We start from the raw sequence: 25941 nt of genomic DNA, 5'->3' as shown, positions 1-25941 counted from the left end.
TTTCAGCGATATCAACGAATTGGCAGCCGCCGTAATACCGCCGACCAGGATAGCCTTCGGCGTATTTGTTGGTCATCACCGAGCCCTGCGCTTCCATCACGGCGGCAGAGACGATGTTCTCGGACGCGATCAGCTCGATCTCGTCGCGCTGGCGGCCCAGCTCAGATGTGATCGAACCAAAAAGCTCAGGGTCACGGTCGGATAGGGATTGGGTGAAAAAACCGGTATCACGAAGATTAGCGTTCATTGGGGCTCCACAGGGCTGGGTAAGAATCTTGCGGATTTCCTATCGGAAACGATTCATATGCAAAAGCTGTAAAGCGACGATTTGGCCCGCTACGGCGTCAAGTCTGGCCTATTGGGGAAAGGTATGTTTGTTTCGGAACCAAATGTACAACACCGGAAACCGGAAAAGATGACAAAGAGAATCGCCTTTCTCGCAAGCGACGTCAAAGTGGCGCAATCTGCACGGGAAAGCCTTGTGAAACGGTATGGCAATGCAGCGCCCCGAGATGCGGATGTAGTGGTCGCGTTGGGGGGCGATGGATTCATGTTGCACACGCTGCACAACATGCAGCATCTGGACACGCCCGTTTATGGCATGAATCGCGGCACCATCGGGTTCTTGATGAATGAATTCCACAAGGACGACTTGTTGGACCGTTTGGCCGCGGCTGAAGAAGAGGTGATCAATCCGCTGGCGATGAAGGCCATGGATCAATCCGGCAAAATGCACGAAGCGCTTGCGATCAACGAGGTATCGCTGCTGCGGGCCGGTCCGCAGGCCGCGCGGTTGAAGATCAGTGTCGATGGTCGGGTGCGGATGGATGAGTTGGTCTGCGATGGGGCCTTGCTATCTACGCCCGCCGGATCAACGGCTTACAACTATTCGGCGCACGGGCCGATATTGCCTATTGGGTCGGATGTTCTGGCCTTGACGGCGATTGCCGCGTTCCGTCCACGCCGTTGGCGTGGGGCCCTGTTGCCCAAGATCGCGAAGGTTCGTTTCGACGTGCTGGACGCGGATAAACGTCCAGTCATGGCTGACGCGGATTCTGTTTCCTTTCCGGATATAGACTGGGTTGAGATTCGCTCGGAACCCACGATCCAACACCGTATTCTTTTCGATCCCGGGCACGGATTAGAAGAGCGTTTGATCTCGGAGCAGTTCACCTGATCTCTCAAAAGTGAACTTTTTCGAACTTGTGTGATCCAGTTCACAGGCGTTTGACTCACCCTTTGGTAATCTTAACTTGCCCGGAGAACACGCCAAGGTGGGAGTGAGTGGCCACCAGACGGCGTTTTCGAATGATTGCGCAGTTTTCGCGCCGGCGAGGGTAGGTGGTGCTACGCTCGTTGTCAGATTTCCGGGCTTATTTAAGCAAGCGGACCTCGGGTACAAGAACCCGGGGTCTATTTTTGTGATTGAGCGTATTCAAGTGCGCTCTTCCATATTTTGCCATAGCGGCAGGCACATATGACCCACGCGCGCTTCGATCGCGGCGGCGGCGTCAACTGCCATGTCCTCGCGCCACTGACGCGCAGCGATCTGGATATTGATCGGTTGCGGCCCTTGCGGCAATTCGGCCAGACGCGCGGGCACACTAGCGGCAGGAAGCCCCAGGAAGTTCATTGCGTAGGAATAGACCGCACAACCCAGAACCTCATGCACGCCTTCTGGCCCTTCGGTGTCCCGGTCAGGTTTGAAGAAGGGCTGCGGCAGGAAGGGTGACAGGACCAAAGGGTAATCCTGCATGAACAACGACCATTCCCGCGCATAGTGGCTGCGTTTTGCCATTACTTGCAGCAGTTCGGTGCCGAGAATGGGCGGAAACTCCTGAAAATAAACGTCAAAGATATTACGTATGGTTTCAGATCCGGCGGCCTCGATATCGCTTTTCAAAAGGGTCAAAACTTCGCCCATCAGCGCACGGTACCCGGTTCGGCCACAGTCGAATACGTCCGGCGGCGAGACCTCTTCCACCTGATAGCCCGCGTCATTCAGCGCATCGCGCGCGGTGTCAAGGGCCCTGTCGACCTCGGGATGCAGCGCATAGCCAAAGGTGTCTTTGGTGAAGGCTACCTTGATAGGGCCATCCATCGGCGCACCGCGCCAAGGCATCGGGACGTGAAACGGATCACGCGGGTCTGCTGCAATCAGGCTGGGCATCGACAGGTGAAGGTCGGCAGCAGAGCGAGTGATCAGCCCTTGTACTGACATGGATTGCGCCAATAATCCGCGCTCGGTTTGTTGGCTTGGGTTCCAGGCAGGCACGCGGCCCAGGCCGGGCTTTACGGTAACTGCACCGTTGGCGGCGGCTGGAAACCGCAAGCTGCCGCCAATGTCGTTGCCATGCGCCAACGCCCCGATCCCGGCCATTACGGCAGCCCCTGCGCCCCCTGACGAGCCGCCGGGCGAGATGTGCCGACCCCAGGGGTTCTGCGTGCGCCCATGCAGCGGGTTGTCTGTGTCAGCGCGAAACGAGAACTCGGGCGTGTTGGTGCGCCCGATCACCACCGCCCCGGCGTTTTGCAGGTTACGGACAATCGGCGCATCATCAGGCGCAATCACGTCTTTCAAGGCCACAACGCCATTTGAGGTGGCATGGCCTTTTTGATCGACATTGATTTTTATTGTGACTGGCACCCCGTGCAGCGGACCGGTTTGTGCGCCCTGTGTCCGCTTCTGATCAAGGGCGCGTGCGCGCTCCAACGCCTCGGCGCTCAAGTCCTCGACCACTGCGTTCAGGCCGGGGTTGGCCTGATGCATTCTGTCAACTGAGCTTTGCACCGCGTCCTCGGCGCTCAGATCCCCACTGCGGGTCAGGGCGGTCAGGTCGGTGGCGGTCAGACGCCAGATGTCTGTATGTGTCATGGGGCCTCACTGTCTTGAGCAGACAGTAGGGGCCTTGTGTCCGGTTGCAAGGGAAAGCCGTGCAGCGGGCGACCAAAGGCCGCCCGAGGCTTGTCTACTGCGCAAAGCCGATGGATTTCAAAGCCACGGTGATTTCGTCCAGAATGGCCGGATCATCGATAGTTGCGGGCATTTTGAATTCCTTGCTGTCGGCAATCGACACCATAGTCCCGCGCAGAATTTTTCCGGATCGGGTCTTGGGCAGGCGATCCACCACAACGGCTTGTTTAAATGCAGCCACCGGGCCGATCTTTTCGCGCACCAGCTTGACCACATCCTGCACCACCTCGCCGTGGTCGCGATCGCAACCCGCGTTGAGACACAAGAAGCCTACTGGCATCTGACCCTTGAGTTGATCTGAAACACCGATCACTGCGCATTCGGCGACGTCAGGGTGGGCGGCCAGAACCTCTTCCATCCCGCCAGTAGACAGGCGGTGACCGGCCACGTTAATCACGTCATCGGTGCGCGCCATGATGTAGAGGTATCCTTCCTCATCAATCATGCCCGCATCGCCGGTTTCATAGTAGCCGGGGAATTGGTTGAGGTACGAGCTTTTGAACCGCTCTTTCGCATTCCACAGGGTTGGTAGCGTACCCGGGGGTAGCGGCAGCTTCACAGCAATCGCACCCAGTTCGCCGGGCTTCATCGGATGGCCACCTTCGTCCAGAATCTGCACGTCATAACCCGGCATCGGCTTGGCGGGAGACCCTAGCTTGACCGGCAATTCTTCGATCCCCAGCGGGTTTCCGGCAATAGTCCAGCCAGTTTCGGTTTGCCACCAGTGGTCGATCACCGGCACTTTCAGCGCGTCCTGTGCCCACTCGATCGTATCGGGGTCGGCGCGTTCACCGGCCAGAAACAAGGCGCGCAGGTTGGACAGGTCGTATTTTGCGATCAACTCACCCGAGGGATCCTCGCGCTTGACAGCGCGAATGGCGGTAGGGGCGGTGAAGAAGCTTTTGACCTTGTGTTCGGAAATCACCCGCCAGAAGGTGCCCGCATCGGGGGTGCCGACAGGTTTGCCTTCGAATACAATCGTGGTGTTGCCATGGATCAGCGGGGCATAGCAGATATAGGAGTGCCCCACGACCCAACCCACATCCGACGCCGCCCAAAAGACGTCTCCGGGGTCGACGTCATAGATGTTCTTCATCGTCCAGTTCAGTGCCACCAAATGACCGGCGGTGGGGCGCACCACACCCTTGGGTGCGCCGGTAGTGCCCGAGGTATAGAGGATATAGGCCGGATCGTTGCCATCCACAGGCACACATTCCGCAGGTTCGACCCCGTATTGGAAGCCATGCCAGTTAAAGTCACGCCCCTCGATCAGTTGCGCTACTTCCTGCTCACGCTGGAAGATCACGCAGAAATCGGGTTTGTGGCTGGCCATGTCGATAGCACCGTCCAGCAACGGTTTGTAGTGAACCACGCGGCCCGGCTCCATCCCGCAGGACGCGGCGATGATTGCCTTGGGCCTGGAGTCATCGATCCGAACCGCCAGCTCGTTGCTGGCAAAGCCGCCGAACACCACTGAATGCACGGCCCCCAAACGGGCGCAGGCCAGCATCGCCTCAAGCGCTTCGGGGATCATCGGCATGTAGATGATGACCCGGTCGCCTTTTTCGATACCCTTCGCCCGCAATGCCCCTGCCAACGTGGCCACGCGGTTGCGCAGCTCGACATATGAAATCTCGCGCTTGGTGTGGGTGATGGGACTGTCATAGATGATGGCCGTTTGCTCGCCTCGGCCACTTTCGACATGGCGGTCCACCGCATTCCAGCATGTGTTGACCTTGGCATCGCAGAACCATTCATAAAGCGGAGCGTTCTCGTCAAACAGAGCCTTGGTCGGAGATTGAACCCAATCGATCCCTTTGGCGGCCTCCATCCAGAACCCTTCTGGGTCGTTCTTCCAGCTTTCATATACGTCCTGATAGGCCATGGCGCCCTCCTCCAACACAGCTTTTGGAATGTGTTAGGCATCCTTAGCAAACCGGGCAAGCCGTGCAGCAGATGGCGCGTCAGTTTATCGCAAAATATTTGCAACTTCGGTCACATTGCTATGCAAATTTTTGCAAAATACGTGCTTTTGAAAGGTTTGTTGGCAGTCGTTCAGCGGTTTTGCAAATGTGCAAACTCTACCATGCAAATCATGCGCTACGCAGGAATCAACTTGGCTGGCGTTTTGACGGGGCGTAGGGTCGTGCCCCTTGGACCGTCTCTGGCAAGTACCTAGTATGAAAGACACGGCGACACAGCATCAAGCGACGCGATGGCATCTGCAACACTGGTCGCAATACCATAACGTTTCCTGTGCACCGCATAGCAATGACAGGGCTCTTTTATACTGACCTCCGGTTCGACGGGGGCGAACTAGCCGTAATGCGTGACCGGAGTGCCGCCAATCGCGGCCATGTTCAGCAATCCACGCGCGGTGATGGACGGGGTCACGATATGTGCCTTGTTCCCCATGCCCATCAGAATCGGCCCGACCTCAAGCCCGTCGGCTTTCATCTTCAAAATATTGCGCACGCCACTGGCCGCATCCGCATGAGCAAATATCAACACGTTTGCGGCACCTTCCAGACGTGAGTTCGGGAAGATCCGGTCGCGCAGTTCCGGATCCAAAGCGGTGTCCAGGTTCATCTCGCCCTCATAGATGAAATCGCGGGGTTCGCTGTCCAGGATCGCAATGGCATCGCGCAGTCGCCTGCCGGACCCTTCGGCCTGATTGCCGAATTGCGATTGTGAGCAGAAGGCGATCTTGGGCTCGATTCCGAAACGGCGCACATGGCGGGCCGCGCCTATTGTGGTCTCGGCCAGTTCTTCAGGGGTGGGCAGTTGCCGCACATGGGTGTCTGCGATGAACAGGGGGCCATCTTCCAGGATCATCAGCGACAGGGCGCCATGGGGGCGCAAGTCGCCATCGTTGAGAACCTGCTCCACGTAGTTCAAATGCCAGCGGAATTCGCCGAACGTGCCGCAGATCATGCTGTCGGCTTCGTCGCGATGCACCATGATGGCACCGATGGCCGTGTTGTTGGTGCGCATGATCGCCTTGGCCTGGTCTGGGGTGACGCCGCGGCGTTGCATGATCTGGTGGTACGAAGACCAATAGTCGTAATAGCGCGGGTCGTCATGTGGGTTGACGATCTGAAAGTCTTGACCCGGACGTACCGCCAGCCCCAGCCGTTCACAACGAGTCTCGATCACTTCGGGGCGGCCAATCAGGATCGGGGTTTCGGTGGTTTCCTCAAGAATGGCCTGGGCCGCGCGCAGCACCCGCTCGTCCTCGCCCTCGGCAAAGACGATCCGGCGCGAGGCGACCGATGCGGCCTCAAAAACCGGGCGCATCAGCAAGGCGGATTTGAACACGGATTGGTTCAGGCGCTCTTTGTACGCCTCGAGATCGGCGATCGGGCGCTTGGCCACGCCACTTTTCATCGCAGCTTTGGCAACGGCCGAAGAGACCACACCAACAAGGCGGGGGTCAAAGGGCTTCGGGATCAGGTAGTCAGGCCCGAATGTTAGTTGCTCACCCTTGTAAGCTGCGGCGGCTTCGGCGCTGGTGGTAGCGCGGGCCATTTCCGCGATACCCTCTACGCAGGCAATTTGCATCTCGTCATTGATCTCGGTCGCGCCTACATCCAAGGCACCGCGGAAGATGAATGGGAAACACAGAACATTGTTGACCTGATTGGGAAAGTCACTGCGCCCGGTGGCGATGATGGCATCCGGGGCCACCTCGCGCGCGGCTTGTGGCAAGATTTCCGGTGTCGGGTTCGCCAATGCGAAAATGATCGGGCGCTTGGCCATTTTTTCGACCATTTCAGGTTTAAGGACGTTAGGGCCGCTAAGGCCAAGGAACAGGTCGGCGTCACCAATCACATCATCCAGAGTGCGCAGGTCGGATTTCTGGGCGAATTGATCCTTATGCGGATTCATATCTTCGGCGCGGCCCTCATAGACCAGCCCATGAATGTCACACAGCCAGATGTTCTCGCGCTTTACGCCCAGTTTGACCAGCATGCTAAGGCATGCGATCCCTGCTGCTCCGCCGCCGGTCGAGACAACCTTGATGTCCTCGAATTTCTTCCCTGAAACGTGCAGTGCGTTTCTGGCAGCGGCGCCTACCACGATGGCGGTGCCGTGCTGATCGTCGTGAAAGACCGGAATGTTCATCCGCTCACGGCACAGCTTCTCGACGGTAAAGCAATCGGGTGCCTTGATGTCTTCCAGATTGATGGCGCCAAAGGTCGGTTCCAGTGCGCAAACGATATCGGCCAGCTTTTCAGGGTCGGGCTGATCGACCTCAATATCAAAACAGTCGATCCCGGCGAATTTCTTGAACAGAACGGCCTTGCCTTCCATCACCGGCTTGGATGCCAGCGCGCCGATATTGCCCAACCCCAGAACCGCTGTCCCGTTCGAGACGACCGCCACCAGATTGCCGCGTGCCGTATAGTGTTCGGCCTCAGCCGCGTCAGCCTTAATCTCAAGGCAGGCCTCGGCCACGCCAGGGGAATACGCGCGGGCCAGATCACGGCCGTTTGCCATGGGTTTTGTCGCCTTGATCTCCAACTTTCCGGGCTTTGGATAGGCATGGTAATCAAGCGCGGCCTGCCGCAGGCTGGGTGTGTCGGACATGGCGTCTCAGCTCCGTTTTCAAATTTGATTTAGCCTTAAACTATTTTTTTCTGCTTGGCTACGTTGTGCGACTTAATTCGGCAAACAAGGCCGTTTTGTCGCTGTGGTTGCTTTCCGTGGCAAAAGACTTAAACTCCCGCGACTTTCGAACACACCCCCTTCTGGACCGAGAATAACAGCATGCGCTCTAAAGAAAACGGCGAGGTTGATAAGACTTTATCGCTGAATACCGGCAAGTTTGGAACTGAACATTTCGCGTTTCGCGCGGCCCTTGTTCTGGCCGTGTTGGTATTGTGTGCGATTTCAGTTTGGCCGAGGCAGGCCGAGGCATTCAACCAGGAAGGCGGTCTGATCGAAACGGGTTCGGCCGCGGCATTGCTGGTGGCTGGTATCGCCGCATTGGTACGGTATCGCGGGATCAGCCGGTTATACATCGGCGTGGTTCTGCTGCTGTTGGCGGAACGAGAGCTTGAGGCTGATATTTATGCCGTAGACAGTGTTCCGTACTTCATTCTGCACGGGATGGATGTTCTTCTGGATATGACGATTGTGCGTGTAATTCTGGCGGTTATCGTGCTGGGCGGGGTCGTCTGGCATGGAGTGCCAAATGGGTGGCGGGCACTAAAAGAACGGGCGCCATTTCTGCTGGTGTTCTTTCTGGCGGGTATGTGTGCCGTCGTGGCGCAGGGTCTGGAAGAGGTCAGCAGCGCCTTGGGTGACCAGATGACGACCATCATGGCAACTCGCCTATTCGTGCTGGAAGAAACGCTGGAGATGTTCTTTTCGATTGGCATTTTGGCCGCCGTTCTGATCGGATGGCCAAAATCCAAACCCGATGGAACATCAGATGAGCAAATCCCAAACTCGGACATGCGCTGAAATCCGCCTGCCCACGCAGGAACTGCGCAATGACATCCCGTTTTATACAAAGGTTCTGGGGATGCGGATGGACATGATCTATCCCGCCGACGATCCGCGCACCGCCGTGTTTTCCGGCCACGGCCTGCGTGTGCGGATCGAAAAAGACGCGCCCGAGTCCCCCGGCACGTTGCGCATCCTGACAGACAACCCGGATGAATTTGCAGGTGGCCAGCGCAATCTGGTGGCCCCGAACGGCACACGGATCGAGATTGATGAGTTGAACCCGCCAATGGTCATGCCGGAAACGGTGCATTCTTTCGTGGTGCGCAGGCTCAAGGATCAGGCCCCGTGGATCATCGGGCGGGCCGGAATGCACTACCGTGATTTGGTGCCAGACCGGTTGGGCGGATCGATCATCGCCAGCCATATCCGCATTCCTGACGGCGGGCCAGTGCCGGACATGGTGCATTTTCACAAGGTCGGTTTTCAGCTGATTTTCTGCATCCACGGATGGGTGGATGTGGTTTATGAGGATCAAGGCGACAAGATGCGCCTGACCGCGGGCGATTGCTTTATCCAGCCGCCTGAAATCCGCCACCGCGTGCTTGAGGCCTCGGACAATGTGCAGGTGATCGAAATTGGTGTCCCCGCAGAACACGTCACCGAAATTGATCATGAAATGGACCTGCCCACGCCCCATTACCGCCCTGACCGGGAATGGCAGGGTCAACGGTTTGTCTTCAATCAGGCCGAAGGGGCCGAATGGGCCCCGTTCCGCCTGCCGGGTTTTATCTGCCGCGACACAACGATTGCCGAGAACACCAAAGGCGTTGCCGGGGTGCAGGTCGTGCGCAAGGGGCAGGGTGATCCGGTTTGGGCTGCACACAACACCGATATCCATTTTACCTTTGTCATGGGGGGCGAGGTCACGTTGGAGGGCGAAGGCCGTAATCCCTATCGGCTGGAGCAGGGCGACGCCTTTGTCATCCCACCCGGCATGCGCACACGTCTGTCCGACCCGTCCGAGGATATTGAACTGCTTGAGGTCACCTTGCCCGGTACGTTCAACACAACGCTGGACTAAGAGTATTTTGGCCCAGGAATCTGCTGTCCGGGGCTTCAACTCCCCGGTCGGTTTCATTTAGGGTATGACTTTCTGACCAGATGATCAAAAATTGGGGAATCGCCATGACTTTGAAAGATGCAGCACTGTCTGTCCGGGAAAAAGCCTATGCGCCCTATTCCAATTTCAAGGTTGGGGCAGCGATCCGAGCAACGTCGGGCCAGGTATTTGCAGGCTGTAACGTCGAAAACGTAGCCTATCCCGAAGGCACCTGCGCCGAGGCTGGCGCCATCGCTGCTATGGTCGCGGCAGGCGAACAGGAATTGACCGAAGTCTACGTGGTTGCCTCCTCGCCGCAGCCGGTACCGCCCTGTGGGGGGTGCCGACAGAAACTGGCCGAGTTCGGCAAGCGTGACGTCAAGGTGACCTTGGCCAGCGTCGATGGCGCCGAACTGGAAACCACCATCGGTGACCTTCTGCCGGGTGCATTTGACGCCTCGCACATGGCGGATGTCTGAGGCTATGGACGCCCGTTCGATCATTGCCAAGTTGCGCCGCGAACAAGTGCCCAGCGCGGAGGAACTGACCTGGTTCGCGCAGGGCCTTGCCGACGGTGGTGTCAGCGACGCCCAGGCCGGGGCCTTTGCCATGGCCGTCTGCATGGGTGGGCTGGGCGCGCAGGGCCGCGCCGATCTGACGGTGGCGATGCGGGACAGCGGAGACGTTCTAAGCTGGGATTTCGATGGCCCGGTAATCGACAAACACTCGACCGGAGGGGTCGGCGACAGCGTCAGTTTGGTGCTGGCCCCAGCGCTGGCCGAATTGGGGGCTTATGTCCCGATGATCTCAGGCCGTGGGTTGGGTCATACCGGCGGTACGCTGGACAAGCTTGAGGCCATTCCGGGCGTCAGTACCCAGATCGGGCAGGATCGTCTGACCCAGATCCTGCGCGATACCGGTGCGGCCATTGTCGGCGCGACCGGGCAGATCGCGCCTGCGGACAAGCGGCTTTATGCGATCCGCGACGTAACGGCGACGGTGGAAAGCCTGGACCTGATCACCGCGTCGATCTTGTCCAAGAAACTGGCGGCGAGCCCCGAAGCTTTGGTGTTGGACGTCAAGGTGGGCAGCGGCGCGTTCATGAAAACGCTGGAAGACGCCCGCAAGCTGGCAAAGGCCCTGACGGAAACTGCAAATGCAGCAGGGTGCCGGACGTCGGCGGTGATTACGGACATGCACCAACCTTTGGCTCCGGCGCTGGGCAATGCGTTGGAGGTGGTCGAGGTGATGAATGTCCTGACCCACGACCATTACGCTCCATTGGCTGAAATTTCGGCGGAACTGGGCGGGGTTTTGCTGGCCGATGCCGGTATGTTCGCAACCGCCGATGAGGGGCGCGACAAGATCACTGGTGTGATCCGCGATGGCCGTGCGGCGGAACGGTTCGGCCGTATGATGGCCGCCGTGGGCGGGCCGCTACAGTTGGTAGACAACTGGTCACGCTACCTGCCCGAAGCAAGCGTGATCCTTGAAGTTCCGGCAACGGATGCGGGCTACATTGCGGCAATCGACGGTGAGGCGCTGGGCCTCGCCGTGGTCGCCTTGGGTGGTGGGCGGCAGGTCGAAGACGACGTCATCGACCCCGCGGTTGGTTTGTCGGGCATTGTTCGTCTGGGGGACAAGGTCGACAAAGGCACTCCCTTGGCCGTGGTCCACGCAGCCCGCGAAGACGCGGCACGACAGGCGGCCGACACGGTCCTGCGGGCCATCACGATAGGCAAAGACACAGCCATGACCCCAATGCTTGTGCATGAAAGGATCAGGCCGTGACCCGTGCCTTTCTGGTGGTGATGGACTCGGTGGGCATCGGCGGTGCACCGGATGCGGACCGCTTTTTTAACGGAGAAACCCCCGATACCGGGGCCAACACGCTGGCCCATATAGCTCAGGCCTGCGCTGACGGACGGGCAGAAGACGGTCGCACAGGGCCATTGCACCTGCCCAATCTGGATGCGCTGGGCTTGGGGGCCGCGACACGCCTGGCATCGGGCGCAGAAACGCCCGGATTGCAGGTCACTCCCGCAGGTCTATGGGGCTGCGCGCGCGAGCATTCACCGGGCAAGGATACGCCTTCGGGACATTGGGAACTGGCCGGGCTGCCGGTGCCGTGGGATTGGTACTATTTCCCGGATAAAACGCCGTCCTTCCCGCCTGATTTAGCGCGTGCCGCCGCCGAGGCCGCCGGAACCGGCGGCATTCTGGGTGATTGTCATGCATCTGGCACGGCGATTATCGCCGAACTGGGGGCCGAGCATATGCGGACCGGTTGGCCGATCTGCTACACCTCGGCCGACAGCGTGTTTCAAATCGCGGCGCACGAGGAAAGCTTTGGCCTCGACCGTTTGCTGGAGATGTGCAAGGCGCTGGCACCCCGTCTGCACGAAATGAAAGTTGGGCGCGTTATCGCGCGACCCTTCGTCGGATCGCCAGAAGACGGGTTCACCCGCACCACTAACCGCAAGGATTTCGCCATCCTACCACCCGCGCCGGTTCTGACCAACTGGGCACAAGATGCCGGTCGGCGCGTGCATGCGGTGGGTAAGATAGGTGATATTTTCTCGATGCAGGGGATCGACACTTTACATAAGGGCTCGGATGCCGAGTTGATGGGGCATTTGTCCGATCTGGTTGATGACGCCGAAGAGGGCAGCCTGACTTTCGCCAATTTCGTCGAGTTCGACAGCCTCTATGGCCACCGTCGCGACATCAGCGGGTATGCCCGCGCGCTTGAATGGTTCGACCGTGAGATTGGTGTGATCCTGCAAAAGCTGCGCCCGGGCGATCTAATGCTGCTAACCGCTGACCACGGTAACGATCCCAGTTGGATCGGCACGAACCACACACGCGAACAAGTGCCTGTTCTGATCGCAGAGCAAGGTGCAGGCCAGATTGGTGCGATCAATTTCGCCGACGTCGCCGCCAGCATCGCACACCACCTGAATATTCCGGCACAGGGGCCAGGGAAGAGTTTTCTATGACCGTCGCAGACTTGCCAAAGATCGAGCTACACCTGCATCACGAAGGCGCGGCCCCGCCCGCCTTTATCCGCCAGTTGGCGCATGAAAAGCGCATTGACCTGAGCGGAATTTTCAAACCGGACGGTAGCTATGACTTCCGCGATTTCGCCCATTTTCTCAGCGTCTATGAGGCCGCTTGCGAAGTATTGAAAACCCCCGAGGATTTCCGCCGTCTCACCCTCGCGATCCTCGAAGAAAGTGCGGCGAATGGTGTAGTGTATTCCGAAACCTTCCTAAGTCCTGATTTCTGCGGTGGCGGGGATTTGGATGCTTGGCGCGATTACCTGAGTGCTATTCAGGACGCGGCGGACGAGGCTGAGCGCAAGTTCGACATCACCTTGCGTGGTGTCGTCACCTGTGTCCGCCATTTTGGGCCGGAGCAGGCCAAGATCAGCGCCCATTGCGCTGCAGAAACCGCCGGAGATTGGATTACGGGTTTCGGCATGGGTGGTAATGAGTCTGTTGGCACGCAGAGCGATTACAAATGGGCCTTTGACTGCGCGCGCGAGGCCGGGTTGCGCCTGACCACCCACGCCGGAGAGTTCGGCGGCCCCAAAAGCGTGCGCGATGCGGTCCGCGATCTGGGGGTGGAACGGATCGGTCACGGTGTCCGTGCCATCGAAGACCCGGACCTGATCCGCGAACTGGTCGACCGTGAAATCACGCTCGAGGTTTGCCCCGGATCAAATGTGGTTCTGGGCTTGTTTCCCAATTTCGACGTCCACCCGATTGCGAAACTGCGCGATGCAGGCGTCAAAGTCACCGTTTCCACCGATGACCCGCCGTTTTTCCATACCACCATGCGGCGTGAATATGAGATGCTGGGCAAAGCCTTCGGTTGGGAGGCCGAGGACTTTGCCGCCCTGAACGACACGGCCCTTGCGGCTGCCTTTTGCGATGATGACACCCGCGCGCGGGTCAAGAAAAGACTGGAGAGATCATGAGCGAACACCTGACCGTCGTTGACCACCCGCTGGTGCAGCACAAACTGACGCTCATGCGGGACAAGGGCACGTCCACTGCCGTGTTCCGCCAATTGCTGCGTGAGATCACATTGCTGCTGGCCTATGAGGTCACGCGCGAGCTGAAGCTGACCACACGCCACATCGAAACCCCGATGGAGGAGATGGACGCCCCCATTTTGGCCGGCAAGAAACTGGCGCTGGTGTCGATCCTGCGCGCCGGGAACGGGATGCTGGACGGGGTGTTGGAATTGATACCCTCGGCCCGCGTTGGGTTTGTTGGTCTCTACCGGGATGAGGAAACGCTGAAACCGGTACAGTACTACTTCAAAGCCCCCGAAGGGCTGAAGGACCGTCTGGTCATCGCCGTTGACCCGATGCTGGCTACCGGCAACAGCTCGGCCGCAGCGATTGATCTGCTGAAAGAGGCCGGGGCCACCGATATCCGGTTCCTGTGCCTGCTGGCCGCACCAGAAGGCGTGGAGCGCATGAAAGAAGCCCACCCGGATGTCAAAATTGTCACCGCGGCATTGGATCGGGAATTGAATTCAAAAGGCTATATCATGCCTGGTCTCGGCGATGCGGGTGACCGGATGTTTGGCACCAAGTAAGCTATTCGCCGCAGATATTTTGTAGCCGGACCCAATCGCGGTCCGGCAGTACCTGTTGCAAGGGGCGGCCCGCCATCGGGTCGGCCTCGATCAGGCCCAGAACCGTCTCACCCGTGACATCCACGGCATAGGCGTATGGTGTCGACGGTAGCGCGGCCTGGGCGAACACTTCTAACAGATCATCCTCGGGCAGGGACGGGCGGGGTTCGGACAGAACCTGTTCGGTGTAAGCGTCGATATTCGCCGGCGTCAGCTCTCCGGTCGTCAACAAGCGGAAAGCCGTTGTGGCGCCGGTGCGGTCCAGCAGATCATCCAACGGGTCCTGCGCCTGCGTGCGGGCACGTTCGGCGATGACGTAGCCAGCTGCGACCGATGGGTCCTCGTGATCTTCGACCAGCGCCCGGTTCAGCAAAACGATCCCACCCGGCAGGCTAAGGCTTGTCTGCACGCCTGCGGGCAGAATGACGATTTTCCGAACGCCGGTGCGCGCGGCCAACTGATCAAGCGCTGCCTGCGCATCTTCGGAAGTACAGGCCCGACCCGAGACCCGCTCGATCCGCTGCAGGATGGTATTCCCGATATCCGCGCGTTTGATGTCAGGCACAACCGAGACGACATGGTTTTGCAGCGCAGCCGGCATCCAAAGCAGCAACAGCGCGGCAACGGCGGCCACCACACCTGCAACACTGAGCCAACGCAACCGGCCGGGATGCGGTCGCGCCCGGTCGATGGCGCGCTGCAGGCGGTCGATGGCCTCGATCATCGTGGTCTCGGCTTCCTCCAGCTCCAGCGTTTCGTCCGGGTCACCGTCGGGGTTGAACAGGGCCGGAAAATCGCCGGGGTTCTGGCGCACCAACGCGGCCAGGGACCAATGAGTCAGCGCCTGTTCGTTGAAGTCCGAGATCGTCAGCGTGGCCTCACCAATCGACACCACCACCTCGCGCCGCTGCACATCGGGCGAGGGACGCCACAGACCGGTCGCTTCGATCCGCTGGTACTGTTTAAGTGCTGTCTTCAAGGTGAGGAATGCTCGTACTTATTTTGTTTCAGCTTAGCATGGTAAAATCCAAAGGCGCAAACCTGTTGCGCGCCGATTTGTAATTGTGCTGTATATCGCGACGCGCGGCAGATCAGAGTGTCACGCACCACTTTGCTACTGGGGTGCAAAATGCAGGCAGATACTCAGACCTCACCGATATTGGCCTCGGTCCTGATGGTCAGCGCCATGGCGATCCTTGGGGTCATCGACAACGTGGTGATCTTGTTGGCCGAAACGATCGGCCTGTGGCAGTTCCACCTGATCCGCGCCCTGATGATGCTGCCTCTGATCGTCGTCCTGTCTTTGTTGGGAATGGGCAGCTTGCGCCCGCGGCGGTTGGGGCCAGTTATTCTGCGCAGTGTACTGATCACACTGGCGATGCTGTTCTACTTCGCCTCACTGGCGTTGATGCCGATTGCGCAGGCACTGGCGGGCCTGTTCACATCCCCGATTTTTGTGATGTTGATCTCGGCACTGGCAATGGGGCAGAGGATCGGCCCCTGGCGCATTCTGGCAGTTGTGATCGGGTTCTCGGGGACCTTGTGCGTATTGCAACTCAACCCTTATGAGTTTGACGCCAAGACGCTGCTACCAGTGGCCGGAGGGTTATTTTATGCCCTCTGTTCCCTCGTCACACGCAGCCACTGCGCACAGGAAAGCACGGTCGCCCTGTTGGCGGCCATGATTATCACGCTTGGGCTTGCTGGGGCGATTGGGTTGGCTGTGTTCTCGTTCGTGCCACATTCCTTCCCCGACGGGTTCGTGACGCGCGGTATGGTCTGGCAGATGCAACCCGCGTTGATCTGGGTCGTCATACAGGCGGTCGGCTCAACCATTGCAGTCTTCATGTTGATCAAATCCTATCAGATCGGTGAGACCTCTTATGTAGCTGTGTTCGAATATTCGGTGATGATTTTCGGCCCGCTATTCGCCTGGGTGGCACTGAATCAGACGATTGGTGTCATGCAAATTTTGGGGATTGGCTTGATCGCGGCAGCGGGAGCGTTGCTGGGCTGGCGCTCAAAGCGCGCGGCCGCGGTGGGAGAGGCAGCGTGATCATCTCGCGCGGGCGCGGCTATGTGTTCGTCCATATTCCCAAAACTGGCGGCACGTCTTTGGCACAGGCGCTGGAAGCACGGGCAATGAAGGATGACATCCTGATCGGGGATACGCCCAAAGCTGTGAAGCGCCGCAAACGGGCCAAGGCGCTGAAGGGCAGGGGACGGTTATGGAAACATTCGACCCTGACCGATATTGACGGAGTTCTGTCGGTCCAGGAGTTGCAGTCGCTGACCACATTCACCATGGTGCGCAACCCGTGGGACCGGATCGTCAGCTATTATCACTGGCTGCGCGTGCAAGGTTTTGACCACCCAGCGGTTTCGCTGGCAAAGGCTCTGACTTTTGACCAGTTTGTCTTGCACCCCGATACGACGCAGCCATTCCGACAGAGCCCGGCGCGGCACTATATGACCCGTGCGGATGGAGTCGAACAATGCCGGTTCTACATTCGGCTGGAATACTTCGATCAGGACGCGGCCCCATTGTTCGACCATTTGGGTTTTCACCTAAGCTTACCCAGGCTCAATCAATCCGAGCGATTGGAAGATTACCGCGAGTATTATTCGGATCAGACCGCCAATGCTGTGGCCGAAGCCTGTGCTGAAGACATCGCTAGATTCGGCTATGCATTTGATGCGATTGACCGCGCATAGTTTCCAATTCGAGCCCAATTTTATTAGTTTTCGCGGTGTTGTTTGGATGTAGGTCGTTTATCGACCCCGAAATGGCCCAAATCTGGCCGTAATATGTCAAAAATAAGTCATCCCACTTAATCCTGTGTTAATCATCGAACGTAGTTGTAGTGAGTAAAGAGTGGGTTCGGTTCTTGTTGAAAGTAGAGAGTGTCATTGATTTTGCAGAGCGTTCTGAGTACCAGGGCACCGCTGAACCGCAGGCCGCGTTGAACGCACGCCGGGGCGGTCTGGTACATGGAACCAAGGTTGCAACCAAAGGTGGATGGAAGCTGGTAGAAGAGCTTCAGGTTGGCGACCTCATTCGTACATTGGACAATGGTTTCAAGGCGATAAATCGCATTGCGACGGATTGCATCACGGTGCCGCCCGATGAAACCAATGCCGATAGCATGCCGGTGCGCATACCTTCACATGCGGCCTATAATGGTCGGCCGGTCTGGCTGATGCCGGAACAGGGCGTGGCGTTGGATAACACCAAGCTGGACCATGATCCGATCGCGCTGCCGGTCAGCCTGCCTGTTGTTTCGGCAAGGTTGCTGAGCGGCATGTTTCGCATCACTTCGAATGTGCCTGCGTCCTGTTTCGATATCAGCACCCTGTTCTTCGATCAGGATGAGGTGATCTATATCGAGGGCGGCTTCCGGGCCTTCTGCCCCTCGGGGCGTTTTGGATCACGTAATGTCCCTGGTAGGGCGTCATATAAGGTTGTCTCGGCCGAGGCCGCTGCGGATTTGATCTATCTGACCGGAAGACGTCGCGATATTGCCGTTTTGGCCAATTCACTGGGCTCGCTGCCTGCACCGATCTTTGATCACCCGATTGTACCGACCAGACCGGCCAGAGGCGCACGTCGTCCTGGGCGCCCGGGACGGCCCGTCATGATGATCTGACTGGGAAGCTGTATCTGAGACTGCAAAGTAACGCTGGCGCATGGGGGCATGCGCCAGCGTTTTTCTTTAGGCGGCTTTTGCTTCGGGGTTGAAGCGGCCGTAGAAGGATTGGCCTTTCTCAGCCATCTCACGCAGCAGCGGTGGGCAGGTGAAACGTTCGCCATAGGCCTCGGCCAACTGATCACAGCGCTCGGCCGCGTACGGGGTGCCGATGATGTCCAACCAGCTGAGCGGACCACCCGACCAAGGCGCAAAGCCCCAACCAAGAATCGCACCCACGTCACCTTCGCGAATGTCTTCCAGAACACCTTCTTCCAGCGCGCGGACCGCTTCCAGAACTTGTGCGAACATCAGACGTTCCTGCACTTCGATCAGGTCAGGCTGGTCTTCCGCATGCGGGTATTTCTCCTGCAAACCTTTCCAGTATTCGACGCGCTTACCCTTGTCGTCATAGTCGAAGAAGCCTGCATTTGCCTTGCGGCCCAGACGGCCCTGTTCTTCCATCCAGAAGATCAGATCGTCCGAGGGGCTTTCCGGGTAGGCATCGCCCATCGCCGCCCTGGTCGCGCGGGCAATCTTGGCCCCCAGATCGATCGAGGTCTCGTCGGTCAGCTGGATTGGCCCCACCGGGAAGCCCAACTGACGTGCGGCATTGTCGATCAGCACAGGGTTTACACCCTCAGCGATCATCCGAACCCCTTCGTTGATGTAGGGAATGATGCACCGGTTGGCATAGAAGAAGCGCGCATCGTTGACCACGATCGGTGTCTTCCTGATCTGGCGCACATAATCCAGCGCCTTGGCCACCGCGCGATCCCCGGATTCCTTGCCCTTGATGATTTCGACCAGGAACATCTTCTCGACCGGTGAGAAGAAGTGGATACCGATGAACTGTTCAGGCCGCGAGGATGCTTTGGCCAGATCGGTGATCGGCAGAGTCGAGGTGTTCGAGGCAAAGATGCAATCCTCGGGGATGATCGCCTCGACCTTCTGGGTCATCTCGGCCTTCACGCCCGGGTCTTCGAAGACAGCTTCGATGATCAGATCGCAGCCCTTCAGGTGATCAAGATCCGGGGTCGCGGTGATGCGATCCAGCATGGCCTCTTTCTTTTCAACCGTGACCTTGCCGCGCTTCATACCCTTGTCCAGATAGCTCTCGGTATAGGCCTTGCCCTTGTCAGCGGCTTCCTGATCGCGGTCGACCAGAACCACTTTCATACCTGCCTGAGCGCTGACCAGTGCGATACCAGCCCCCATCATACCAGCGCCCAGAACACCGACCTTTTTGACGCGCTGATCGGGCACATCCTTGGGACGCACCGCGCCTTTCTCCAATGCCTCTTTGTTCAGGAACAGCGACCGGATCATTGCCGACGATGACGGGTTCATCAGGATCGAAGTGAACCACCGCGCCTCGATCCGCAGGGCGGTGTCGAAATCGACCAGTGCACCTTCGTAGATCGAACTCAGCAATGCTTTGGCTGCCGGGAAAGCACCCTGAGTCTTGCCGTTCACCATGGCGTTGGCACCGACGAAGGTCATGAACCCGGCAGGGTGATAGGGCGCACCGCCGGGCATCTTGTAACCCTTGGCATCCCACGGCTTTACCAGATCGGCGTCTTTTGCGTTCAGAACCCACTCTTTTGCGGCAGCTACCGGATCGTCAGCCACGGCGTCGATCAACTGCGCGCCCTTGGCTTTGGCCGGGTCCATCATCTTGCCTTCCAGCAGGACAGGGGCCGACGCCATCGCGCCAACCATGCGGCTAAAGCGCGTGGTGCCGCCGCCGCCGGGGAAGATGCCCAGCAGAATCTCGGGCAGGCCGATCTTGGCCTTGGGGTTGCTGGTCATAACGCGGTGGTGACAGGCCAGTGCGATCTCGGTCCCGATCCCGGCGCAGGTGCCGTTGATGGCGCAGACCACCGGTTTGCCGCCCTTTTTCGTCTTGGGGTCCATGCCCGCCAGTTCCAGCTTGCGCAGGATGTGGTGGCCGCCCATGACAAAGTCGAACAGGGCTTGCGCCGGTTCATCGCCTGCTTCCTCACGGATGGTGGCCAACGTGCTCAGGTCCATGCCGCCAGCAAATGAGCCTTCCTTGCCGCTTGTGATAACGACGCCTTTGACCTCATCATCTTCCAGCGCCTGATCGACCAGTGCGCTGACCAGTTCGAATGCCTCGCGGGTCATGACGTTCATGGATTTGCCCTGAGCGTCCCAGGTAATGAAGGCGACGCCGTCCGCGTCTTTGGTCAGAGTGAAATCAGTCATTGTCATCTCCAATCTGGTCAGCCGTCAGCGGGCTGCCATCCTTGCGGGTGAAGGCGAAGCCGTTTTCGTCATCCTTCACCATCATGTCTATGTCGCTGTAATAGCCGGTCTCGGTCGGGGTCCGTGTGCCCACGACCAGAAAGGTCATGGGCGCATCGGTTTTGTTCACAAGGTGGTGGCCATTGGCCTCACCTGCAGGCCAAGCGGCGCAATCGCCTGGCTGCAAGTCATGCTCGCCATCGTCGTCGATCAGTGTGCAACTGCCACTGAGGATGATGGCAAACTCGTCCTGCTCCATATGGTAATGGCGCAGTGAGGACATGCCCTGCGGTTCCAGCCGCACTATGTTAACGCCGTATTGGGTCAGCCCGCCCGCATCGCCCACACGCTGCACAAAACGACCGGCGGTCGCCTGCGCCAGTTTGCCGGGATAAGACGAGCCCCCCTTGAACGGGATCTGTGAGAGGTCCAGCTTGGGCATTAGACCCGCTCGATAATGGTTGCCGCACCCATGCCGGATGCAATGCAGAGCGTGGCCAGACCGGTTTCTTTGTCCTGACGCTCCAACTCATCCAGCAACGTGCCGATGATCATTGCACCGGTCGCGCCCAGCGGGTGACCCATCGCGATTGAGCCGCCGTTTGGATTAACCAGAGCAGGGTCAACGTCAAATGCCTGCTGGAACCTCAACACGACCGAAGCGAAGGCTTCGTTCACTTCGAACAGGTCCAGATCGCTAATCTGCATGCCATTGTCGGCCAAAATCTTCTCGGTCACCGGAACCGGGCCGGTCAGCATGATGGTCGGATCGGTACCGATCTTGGCAGTTGCCTTAATGCGGGCACGCGGCTTGAGGCCGTATTTCTCACCAAACTCCTTGTTGCCGATCAGTACGGCGGCAGCACCATCCACGATGCCCGAGCTGTTGCCCGCGTGGTGGATATGATTGATCCGCTCAAGATGCGGGTATTTGATCATCGCGACCTTGTCGAAGCCCGGCATCTGCTCACCCATCATCGCGAACGAGGGGTTCAGCGCGCCAAGGCTCTGCATGTCGGTACCGGGGCGCATGTACTCGTCGCGGTCCAGAATGGTCAGGCCGTTCTGATCCTTGATGGTGATGACCGATTTCTCGAACCGGTTGTCTTCCCAAGCGGCCGCAGCGCGTTTCTGAGATTCAACGGCCAGCGCATCGGCGTCATCACGGCTGAACCCATACTCGGTTGCGATAATATCGGCCGAGATACCCTGCGGCACAAAATAGGTATCCATCGCCAACGTTGGATCAACGGCAATCGCGGCACCATCGCTGCCCATTGCCACACGGCCCATCATTTCTACGCCGCCTGCGATATAGGCTTGGCCGGCGCCGCCTTTGACCTGGTTTGCCGCCAAATTTACGGCTTCCATCCCCGAGGCACAGAAACGGTTGATCGCCAAGCCGGGAATCGATTGATCCAGATCGGAGGCCAGCACGGCCGATCGCGCTAAACAGCCGCCCTGTTCCATCACCTGCGTGACGTTGCCCCAGATCACGTCCTCGACGGCGTGACCTTCCAGGTTGTTACGCTCTTTCATCGCGTTCAGGGTCAGGGCGGACAGGCGCACTGAGGTTACCTCGTGCAGGCTGCCATCCTTGCGGCCTTTGCCGCGCGGGGTGCGCAGGGCATCATAAATGTAAGCTTCGGTCATGGGTCTTCTCCTCAAGCTCGATCCGACGGTTTGCCGGGCATCAGGTCATAGGGGTGTTTCCAACCGGGCTGCTCGCTAAGGCGCGTCAGCCAGGCATCGATATGGGGCCAATCGGCGCGGTCAAAGCCGAATGGTTCGGGGTAATAGAGGTAGCCGCAGCAGCTGATGTCGGCGTTGGTCACGCCATCACCGACGATCCAGTCACGGTCGTCCAAATGGTCGTTCAGGATTTGATAGGCCGCCTTCAACCGCCCTTGGTTAAAGGCGATAACATCCGGGTTGCGGTGCTGTTCAGGCAAGAAGTTGATCAGAAAGCGGGTTAGCCCGGCCATCGAACTGAGCTTGTGATTGTCCCACAGAACCCAACGGAAAATCTCGTAATTCTCGTCGCGATCCTTGCCGCCGAACTTGCCAGATTTCTCGGTCACATAGGCCTGAATGGCACCGGATTGCGTGGTGCGGAAATCGCCATCGATCAGAACGGGTGCTTCGCCCATCTCGTTGACGTCGGCACGGTATTCGGATGTGCGGGTCTGGCCGTTGAAGAAATCGACAAAGACAGGCTCCCAGTCCAGTCCCGACATCTCAAGCGCCAGCGCGGCCTTGTAGGAATTTCCGCTTTCGCCGAAACAGTGCAGTTTGATAGTCATGCGATCACCCCTCCCGTGGTGTGCGTGGTCAGGTTGGATTCGAGTATTTTTGAAAAGATGAAGACTTCGCGTTCACTGTTTATCAACCTTGTTCCTTTGATATGGCCGAGCGGTACAGGCTGGAGAGCCGATGACCGTAAAAGGTGAAGTCGTCCCTGTCCTGAAGGTGAGTGCGCCCGGTGGCAGGGACGCATCACATTTTCATCTTTTCAAAAATACTCCCGCCGGAGGCGCTCAACCTCGAGTTGAGCGCGAGCAAATATCTGTTGCGCCTTGATCATCGCTTGCGCGCCTCAAGCTCAGAATTGAATTCGCGCAGCCTTCGGGTCAGCTTGTCCTCATTGATCACACTGTTGAAATTCTCGAACAGAAAGGACAACGCCTCACCTTCGTCCAACCCGGCCTCGCGCGCAAAGCCGCGCAGTTTGCGATAGCTGTCCTCGGTCATAGCGACCGGAAAGCGGCGGGTCAGGCGAAAACGTTTTGGCATTGTCTCTCTTTCGAAAGTCCGGCCTCGGGGGTAGGACCCCAAGGCCGGGTTATGTTCAGAAGTTGGCAGCCTCCAGCGCCATGACCGTTTCCGCGCCGGTCTGGATGCGCGCCAGATGCATGCCCGTGGCGGGCAGGCGGCGCGCCATGTAGAATCGACCAGTGTTGAGCTTGGTCTCGTAGAACTCTTTGTCCGACGCACCACCATCCAGCGCGTCCTGCGCTGCCTTGGCCATCTGCGCCCACATCAGGCCCAGGCAGACATGGCCGAACATGTGCATGAAGTCGTACGAACCTGACAAAGCGTTATTGGGGTTCTTCATCCCTTCCTGCATAAAATACATGCCGGCAGCTTGCAGATCCTTGGACGCGGCCTTCAGCGGTTCGATGAACGCCTTATCATAAGCCTCATCCTTGCCGCCGTTTTCCTTACAGAAGGTTTTCACCATCTCGAAAAACGCCATGACGTGCTTGCCGCCGTCCTGCGCCAGCTTACGACCGACCAGGTCCAGCGCCTGAACGCCATTGGCACCTTCGTAGATCATCGCGATGCGGGCGTCGCGGGTGTATTGCGACATACCCCATTCTTCGATGTATCCGTGGCCGCCATAGACCTGCTGCGCCTGAACGGTCATGTCGTAGCCTTCATCCGTCAAAAAGCCCTTGATAACCGGCGTCAGCAGCGAGATCAGACCGTCCGCGTCCTTGTCACCCGACCGGTGCGCCTTGTCGATCATCGTCGCGCCCCACAGGATGAAAGCGCGGGCCCCTTCGGTGAAGCTTTTCTGATCCATCAGATTGCGGCGAATATCGGGATGAACGATCAGCGGATCGGCGGGACCGTCCGGGTTCTTCACCCCGGTGACATCGCGACCCTGCAGGCGGTCCTTGGCGTATTCCAAGGCGTTCTGGAACGCAGCCTCGGCCTGAGACAGACCCTGCATGCCGACACCCAAACGCGCCTCGTTCATCATGGTGAACATGGCGCGCATGCCCTTGTGTTCTTCGCCCAGCAACCAGCCAGTGGCCTCGTCATAGTTCATGACGCAGGTCGAGTTGCCGTGGATACCCATCTTCTCTTCGATCTTACCGACTGAGACGCCGTTGCGCTCACCCAGTGACCCGTCTTCGTTCACGATGAACTTGGGCACGATGAACAGCGACACGCCCTTGATACCCTCGGGACCGCCGGGAATCTTGGCCAGCACCAGATGGATGATGTTGTCGGCCATGTCGTGATCGCCGGCCGAGATAAAGATTTTCTGGCCGGAAATCTTATAGCTGCCGTCACTCTGCGGTTCCGCTTTGGTGCGCATCAGGCCCAGATCGGTGCCGCAATGCGGTTCGGTCAGGTTCATGGTGCCAGTCCATTCGCAACTGACCATGTTGGGCAGGTACTTGTTCTTCTGCTCGTCCGAGCCATGCGCCAGAATGGCCGAGGCCGCGCCATGGGTCAGGCCCTGATACATTGTAAAGGCCTGGTTTGCGCCCGAGAACATCTCGCCCACAGCCGTGCCGATGACGTAGGGCATGTTCTGACCGCCATACTCTTCGGGCATGTCGAGGCCGGTCCAGCCGCCTTCTTTCATCTGCTCGAACGCGTCCTTGAAGCCTGTGGGCGTGTACACGATGCCATTTTCCAACCGGCACCCTTCGGTGTCACCCACCACATTCAGGGGATGTAAAACATTGGCCGCGACCTTGCCGGCCTCTTCCAGAACGGCACCGGTGAATTCGGATTCCAGTTCACTGTACCCCGGAATATCCGAGTCTGAGATTTTCAGAACATCGTGCAGAATGAACTGAGTGTCTTTTGTAGGCGCGTTATAGACGGGCATTTGAAGCTCCCTTAAATTCAGATGTCCGGGGATTGGGCCGCCAGAGTTACTCGGCGGCTTTGTTCTCGTTCTTCATCGAGGCGATGACTTTTTCGCCCCAGCGCAGCTGTTCTTTCAGATCGTCAATGGCTTGCGTCAGCTCTTCGCGGCGGGCTTCCATATCTGCCAGACGTTCCCGTGCGATTTCAAACGTACGGGTCATCTGGGTCATTTGCTGGTCGCCCACATGGTACAGGTCCAGTAGCTGCCGGATCTCTTCCAGGCTAAAGCCAAAGCGCTTGCCGCGCAGGATCAGTTTCAGGCGCGCCCGGTCACGTTTGGTGAACAGACGTTTCTGGCCCTCGCGGATCGGAAACAAAAGTTCCTTGGCCTCGTAAAATCGCAAAGTGCGCGGCGTGACATCATATGTCTCGCACATTTCACGGATGGTCATCAGATCTTCGGTCATGGTTTCAGCACTCTTGTCACTGGCGTCTATCAAAGTCAGTTGCGCAGTTGATGCGCACGTTACAACACGTAGATGACGTTCACGTAATGCAAACGCTACGTCACTATGAAAGTTGACGTAGCATCCTCTCGCGTCAAGGTGCGGATAACGCCCAATTGAAATCGTTACGTAACGGAATTTAGCTGTGGGGCGGGGGCTGACGCCTAACGGTCAGACAGTAATTCTGACGCAGCGCTGCGCTTGCAGAATGTTCTAAAGGTCAAGAGAGGCCAGTTGATCCTGTCGAATATCAACCCAGAGATTTAGCGGTCTGGTCGCGTAGGCGCTGCAGTTCTTCCATCGCCTCGTCCAGTTGCTGACGCTGTTTTTGCAGTTCAGGCATCTGCCGGTCGGCCAGTTTTATAAACTCGGCCATTTGCGCCTGATCCCCCTGATCTTCATAGATCAGCAGCCACTGGCGAATCTCTTCCAGCGAGAATCCAAACAGGCGCCCACGCATGATCAGTTTCATCCGCGCGCATTCCCGCGGCCCATAATAACGCGAGCGGCCTTCGCGTTCGGGCTGCAGCAGTTCGATATATTCGTAATAACGCAAAGTGCGCTTGGTTACGTCGAACTCTTCGCACATCTCGTTTAATGACAAACGGTTGTCAGTCATTTGTTGTCTCCTCAGCAGCAAACTAGGGCGTCGTGGCGGCAAGCGCAACAGGCGGTCTTGCTCTTTTGCAAAGC

23 protein-coding genes and 1 pseudogene are annotated in these 25941 nt (G+C 58.4%); 11 read left to right on the top strand and 13 right to left on the bottom strand.

Features of this window, described 5'->3' with window-relative positions; translation table 11 throughout:
- Positions 1–247, bottom strand: a pseudogene (gene glyA / locus ACR0B0_RS08010) (serine hydroxymethyltransferase); the annotation flags it as partial.
- A gap of 168 nt (positions 248–415) precedes the next feature.
- Here glyA and ACR0B0_RS08005 point away from each other — a divergent pair.
- The gene (locus ACR0B0_RS08005) at positions 416–1177 is read left to right on the top strand and encodes an NAD kinase (RefSeq protein ID WP_254438711.1); all 762 of its coding nucleotides are present in this window, start codon (positions 416–418) and stop codon (positions 1175–1177) included.
- A gap of 258 nt (positions 1178–1435) precedes the next feature.
- Here ACR0B0_RS08005 and ACR0B0_RS08000 read toward each other — a convergent pair whose 3' ends face one another.
- The 3 genes from ACR0B0_RS08000 to ACR0B0_RS07990 form a co-directional block, all read right to left on the bottom strand.
- A complete protein-coding gene (locus ACR0B0_RS08000; protein WP_480647204.1) occupies positions 1436–2875 on the bottom strand; it encodes an amidase family protein in 1440 nt (479 codons plus the stop codon).
- A 94-nt stretch (positions 2876–2969) separates the two neighbouring features.
- Positions 2970–4859 carry a propionate-CoA ligase PrpE gene (gene prpE / locus ACR0B0_RS07995; protein ID WP_480647202.1) on the bottom strand — a complete coding sequence of 630 codons (1890 nt, stop codon included), beginning with the start codon at positions 4857–4859 and terminating at the stop codon, positions 2970–2972.
- A 431-nt stretch (positions 4860–5290) separates the two neighbouring features.
- Entirely contained in the window at positions 5291–7564 is a 2274-nt protein-coding gene (locus tag ACR0B0_RS07990) for an NADP-dependent malic enzyme (RefSeq protein ID WP_480647200.1), read from the bottom strand.
- Positions 7565–7744: 180 nt separating this feature from the next.
- Here ACR0B0_RS07990 and ACR0B0_RS07985 point away from each other — a divergent pair, with 180 nt between their 5' ends.
- The 7 genes from ACR0B0_RS07985 to upp all read left to right on the top strand — a co-directional run bounded on the left by ACR0B0_RS07985 (position 7745) and on the right by upp (position 14138).
- Positions 7745–8443: a hypothetical protein gene (locus ACR0B0_RS07985; protein ID WP_170349320.1), complete on the top strand. Its 699-nt coding sequence runs from the start codon at positions 7745–7747 to the stop codon at positions 8441–8443.
- On the top strand, positions 8412–9509 hold the full coding sequence (locus tag ACR0B0_RS07980) for a cupin domain-containing protein (protein WP_480647198.1): 1098 nt from the start codon (positions 8412–8414) through the stop codon (positions 9507–9509). Before ACR0B0_RS07985 ends, ACR0B0_RS07980 begins: the two co-directional genes overlap by 32 nt.
- 104 nt (positions 9510–9613) lie before the next feature.
- Positions 9614–10006 carry a cytidine deaminase gene (locus ACR0B0_RS07975; protein WP_425080329.1) on the top strand — a complete coding sequence of 131 codons (393 nt, stop codon included), beginning with the start codon at positions 9614–9616 and terminating at the stop codon, positions 10004–10006.
- Positions 10007–10010: 4 nt separating this feature from the next.
- The gene (locus tag ACR0B0_RS07970; RefSeq protein ID WP_480647209.1) at positions 10011–11318 is read left to right on the top strand and encodes a thymidine phosphorylase; all 1308 of its coding nucleotides are present in this window, start codon (positions 10011–10013) and stop codon (positions 11316–11318) included.
- Complete coding sequence (locus ACR0B0_RS07965) at positions 11315–12526, top strand: phosphopentomutase (protein WP_480647195.1); 1212 nt, start codon at positions 11315–11317, stop codon at positions 12524–12526. The genes ACR0B0_RS07970 and ACR0B0_RS07965 overlap by 4 nt, the downstream gene beginning before the upstream one ends.
- Positions 12523–13509: an adenosine deaminase gene (locus ACR0B0_RS07960; RefSeq protein WP_480647193.1), complete on the top strand. Its 987-nt coding sequence runs from the start codon at positions 12523–12525 to the stop codon at positions 13507–13509. The genes ACR0B0_RS07965 and ACR0B0_RS07960 overlap by 4 nt, the downstream gene beginning before the upstream one ends.
- Positions 13506–14138 (top strand): uracil phosphoribosyltransferase, encoded by a 633-nt coding sequence (upp, locus tag ACR0B0_RS07955; RefSeq protein WP_170349314.1) that lies wholly within the window; start codon positions 13506–13508, stop codon positions 14136–14138. Before ACR0B0_RS07960 ends, upp begins: the two co-directional genes overlap by 4 nt.
- Position 14139: 1 nt before the next feature.
- On the opposite strand, the gene ACR0B0_RS07950 is transcribed toward upp, so the two are convergent.
- Positions 14140–15156 (bottom strand): hypothetical protein, encoded by a 1017-nt coding sequence (locus ACR0B0_RS07950; RefSeq protein ID WP_170349313.1) that lies wholly within the window; start codon positions 15154–15156, stop codon positions 14140–14142.
- 150 nt (positions 15157–15306) lie between these two features.
- Here ACR0B0_RS07950 and ACR0B0_RS07945 point away from each other — a divergent pair, with 150 nt between their 5' ends.
- The 3 genes from ACR0B0_RS07945 (at position 15307) to ACR0B0_RS07935 (ending at position 17824) form a co-directional block, all read left to right on the top strand.
- Complete coding sequence (locus ACR0B0_RS07945; protein ID WP_480647191.1) at positions 15307–16233, top strand: DMT family transporter; 927 nt, start codon at positions 15307–15309, stop codon at positions 16231–16233.
- Complete coding sequence (locus ACR0B0_RS07940; protein ID WP_480647189.1) at positions 16230–16892, top strand: sulfotransferase family 2 domain-containing protein; 663 nt, start codon at positions 16230–16232, stop codon at positions 16890–16892. Before ACR0B0_RS07945 ends, ACR0B0_RS07940 begins: the two co-directional genes overlap by 4 nt.
- A gap of 173 nt (positions 16893–17065) precedes the next feature.
- A complete protein-coding gene (locus tag ACR0B0_RS07935; RefSeq protein WP_254437403.1) occupies positions 17066–17824 on the top strand; it encodes a Hint domain-containing protein in 759 nt (252 codons plus the stop codon).
- 66 nt (positions 17825–17890) lie between these two features.
- Here the strand turns inward: ACR0B0_RS07935 and ACR0B0_RS07930 are convergent, their stop codons facing one another.
- From ACR0B0_RS07930 to ACR0B0_RS07895, 8 genes are all read right to left on the bottom strand, one after another.
- The gene (locus ACR0B0_RS07930; RefSeq protein WP_480647187.1) at positions 17891–20092 is read right to left on the bottom strand and encodes a 3-hydroxyacyl-CoA dehydrogenase NAD-binding domain-containing protein; all 2202 of its coding nucleotides are present in this window, start codon (positions 20090–20092) and stop codon (positions 17891–17893) included.
- Positions 20085–20573 (bottom strand): cupin domain-containing protein, encoded by a 489-nt coding sequence (locus ACR0B0_RS07925; RefSeq protein WP_480647185.1) that lies wholly within the window; start codon positions 20571–20573, stop codon positions 20085–20087. Before ACR0B0_RS07925 ends, ACR0B0_RS07930 begins: the two co-directional genes overlap by 8 nt.
- Positions 20573–21784: an acetyl-CoA C-acetyltransferase gene (locus ACR0B0_RS07920; RefSeq protein WP_170549710.1), complete on the bottom strand. Its 1212-nt coding sequence runs from the start codon at positions 21782–21784 to the stop codon at positions 20573–20575. The genes ACR0B0_RS07925 and ACR0B0_RS07920 overlap by 1 nt, the downstream gene beginning before the upstream one ends.
- An 11-nt stretch (positions 21785–21795) precedes the next feature.
- Positions 21796–22434 carry a glutathione S-transferase family protein gene (locus tag ACR0B0_RS07915; RefSeq protein ID WP_170410522.1) on the bottom strand — a complete coding sequence of 213 codons (639 nt, stop codon included), beginning with the start codon at positions 22432–22434 and terminating at the stop codon, positions 21796–21798.
- 277 nt (positions 22435–22711) lie between these two features.
- The gene (locus ACR0B0_RS07910; RefSeq protein WP_170349301.1) at positions 22712–22924 is read right to left on the bottom strand and encodes a hypothetical protein; all 213 of its coding nucleotides are present in this window, start codon (positions 22922–22924) and stop codon (positions 22712–22714) included.
- Positions 22925–22979: 55 nt separating this feature from the next.
- Entirely contained in the window at positions 22980–24761 is a 1782-nt protein-coding gene (locus ACR0B0_RS07905; RefSeq protein ID WP_480647182.1) for an acyl-CoA dehydrogenase C-terminal domain-containing protein, read from the bottom strand.
- Positions 24762–24807: 46 nt separating this feature from the next.
- Positions 24808–25209: a MerR family transcriptional regulator gene (locus ACR0B0_RS07900; RefSeq protein WP_170349298.1), complete on the bottom strand. Its 402-nt coding sequence runs from the start codon at positions 25207–25209 to the stop codon at positions 24808–24810.
- 289 nt (positions 25210–25498) lie between these two features.
- Positions 25499–25867: a MerR family transcriptional regulator gene (locus ACR0B0_RS07895; RefSeq protein WP_170349296.1), complete on the bottom strand. Its 369-nt coding sequence runs from the start codon at positions 25865–25867 to the stop codon at positions 25499–25501.
- Between the last annotated feature and the right edge of the window lie 74 nt (positions 25868–25941).

The sequence above is a fragment of the Ruegeria sp. BA12 genome, assembly GCF_056539625.1.
Note: the sequence above shows the minus strand (reverse complement) of the source record. Positions and strands in the feature narration are given on the sequence as shown.